2 protein-coding genes are annotated in these 2,841 nt (G+C 68.1%); both read left to right on the top strand.

Annotated features, from left to right (window positions below):
* The coding region (gene gltC, locus D7V97_RS41910; protein WP_147445225.1) for an adventurous gliding motility protein GltC at positions 1-1,804 on the top strand (1,804 nt) is incomplete at its 5' end.
* A gap of 120 nt (positions 1,805-1,924) precedes the next feature.
* Positions 1,925-2,841, top strand: a 917-nt coding sequence (locus D7V97_RS41905; protein ID WP_147445224.1) for an MFS transporter, incomplete at its 3' end; no start/stop codon positions are given.

The following is a 2,841-nucleotide window of genomic DNA, read 5'->3' as shown; positions in this document are numbered from 1 at the left end:
CCCGGCGCCCGTGGGCAACCCGGCCACGCCTCCGACGACGACCACCACCGCGACGCCCGCGGCCACCGCGGCGCCCGCCGCGGCGACGAAGCCCGCCGCCCCGCAGAACAGCGGCGGCCTGGGGCTGGACCTCACGAGCGACAGCGACAAGCCGCCCGCGCCGACGATGACGTTCGACGCGGTGGACGTGTCCGGCAAGACGGCGGACCGCCAGCGCCTGGACGCGGCCATCTCGCTGTTCAAGAACGACGAGTACGAGAAGGCGGCGATGGCGTCGCACGAGCTCCTGGGGGACCCGAAGCTGCAGGGTCTGCACACGGAGGCGCGCTACGTGCTGGCCAAGTCGCTCTACCGCATGGGCCTGTACCACTCGTCCCTGGGCGAGTTCTCCAAGATCCTCGCGGTGGGCCCGTCCACGAAGTTCTTCAAGACGAGCCTGGAGTGGCTGTTCTTCATCAGCCGCAAGACGCAGAACGAGACGGTCATCCTGGATGAGATCGCCCGGTACGCGAACTACGAGTTCCCGGAGAAGTTCCGCAACGAGTTCCGCTACCTGCTGGCCCGCTACCACTTCGTCCGAGGCCGGGCCCTGGATCAGGTGGGCCAGGCGGAGAACGCGGACAAGAGCTTCGAGGAAGTGAAGCGGCTGGCGCTGACCATCCCGCGCACGGACCCCTTCTACCCGCGCGCGAAGTACCTGGAGGGCATTGCCTTCTTCCGCAACGGCACGCGCAACAAGGACGCGGCGCTCAAGCGCGGCAACACGGACGTGCTGGCGTCGGTGGAGGCGATGAAGGAAGTGGTGCGCCTCACCCGTCCCCAGGCGGGCCACACCGGCGAGCAGGCGAAGCTGGACAAGTCGCTGCGCGAGCTGGCGTTCATGCAGCTGGCGCGCACGCACTACGGCATGCAGCAGAACCGCTTCTCCATCTTCTATCTGAACAAGGTGGAGCGCGGGAACACGCAGTGGCTGGAGGCGCTCTTCGAGTCGTCCTGGGCCAACTACCGCATCGGCCAGTACGAGCAGGCGCTGGGCAACCTCATCACCCTGTCGTCGCCCTTCTTCCGCGAGGAGTACTTCCCGGAAGCGCTCATCCTGAAGGCCGTCATCTATTACGAGAACTGCCGCTACCGGGAGTCCAACCTCATCCTCCAGGACTTCGAGCACACCTACCTGCCCGTGCACGACGAGCTGGACTCGCTCGTGAAGAAGAACATGGACGCGAGCGAGTACTACACGGTGCTCGCCGACGTGCAGAAGAAGAACAAGGACGGCCTGGAGAAGAACGGCACGGACGTGCTCCTGGAGCGCATCCTGCGGCTCGCCCTCACGGATCAGGACCTCAAGAAGACCAACGACTCCATCCTGGAGCTCGAGGGTGAGATGGACCTGTTCTCCAACAAGGGCGACACGTTCAAGTACTCGGAGCTGACGAAGCAGCTCTTGGAGGGCCTGAAGGTCCAGCGCACCAGCCTCATCGCCAAGGCCGGCACCATGGCCAAGGGCAAGCTGGAGACGGAGCTGGGCGCGCTCAAGCTGCTGCTGGCCAACGGCCTGCGCATCAAGTTCGAGACGACCACCAAGGAGAAGGAGTTCCTGGAGGAGCAGCTCAAGGCGGGCGGTCGCACGGCCATCGTCAAGAAGTACAAGTACTCCGTGGCGGTGGCGGACGATCAGCTCTATTGGCCCTACGAGGGCGAGTACTGGCGTGACGAGCTGGGCACGTACCAGTACACGCTGACCAAGGGCTGCATCGAACGCGACACGGCCAACCGCAACATCCAGTCCGCCGGGGCGATGTAGACGCCCGGCGGCACAGGTGGGAGTCTCCCGGTCCGCCGGAGCGCCTGGTACGAGCGCTCCGGCGGTTTCCGTTTTCAGCGGTCCGGTTTCCAACGGCAGGTGGACGAGGGGAGTACGAGGGTGGCTCGGGAGGCGTCGCTGCGGGTGGTGTTCGGCATCGCCGTGCTGGACCTCATCGGGTTCGGCATCCTGATTCCCCAGCTCGGCGTGTACGGCGTGCGCTTCGGAGCGTCGCCCTTCACGGTGGGGCTGCTCGTCGCGGTGTACTCGCTGATGCAGCTGGTGGCGGCGCCCATCATGGGGCGGCTGTCGGACCGGTTCGGCCGGCGGCCGGTGTTGCTCTTGAGCCAGGTGGGGTCGCTCCTGGGCTACGTGCTGTTCGCCTTCGCGCACACGCTGCCGCTGTTGTTCCTGTCGCGCGTCATCGACGGGGTGTCGGGCGGCAACGTGTCCACGGCGCAGGCGGTGGTGGCGGACATCACGCCGCCGTCCGAGCGCGCGCGGGGCATGGGCATCATCGGCGCGGCGTTTGGCCTGGGCTTCGTGCTGGGGCCGGCGCTGGGCGGCGTGCTGGGCGCGTGGGGCGGCAACCTCGCCATCGGCCTGTTCGCGGCGGGGCTGTCCGCGGTGAACCTGCTCTGCACGTGGTTCTTCCTGCCGGAGACGCGCGTGCCGGGCTCGCCGTCCGCGACGGTGCGCACCATGAAGGGCGCCGCGTCCGTGCTGTCGCTGCCCGTGGTGGGCCGGTGCGTGGTGCTGGTGCTGCTGTTCACCGTGGCCTTCGCGCAGATGGAGGGCACCTTCTCCGTGTACCTGCTGACGCGCTTCCTTTCGGCGGGCGCGGTGCCGCTGGAGGGCGGGTGGCTCATTCACGCGGTGCACCCGGACGAGGCCATCCTCCGGGAGGCCAGCCTGCGCTCCGGGGTGCTCTTCGCCGTGGTGGGCGTGCTGTCCGCGCTGGTGCAGGGCGGGCTCGTGCGCCGGCTGGTGGCGCCCACGCCGGGCCACCGCCCGCATGACGGGCCGGGGGGCAGGGG

Source organism: Corallococcus sp. CA053C, from assembly GCF_003611675.1.
Classification (GTDB): Bacteria; Myxococcota; Myxococcia; order Myxococcales; family Myxococcaceae; genus Corallococcus.
The sequence above is the reverse complement of the archived record's forward strand: the minus strand, read 5'-3'. Positions and strand labels throughout refer to the sequence as shown.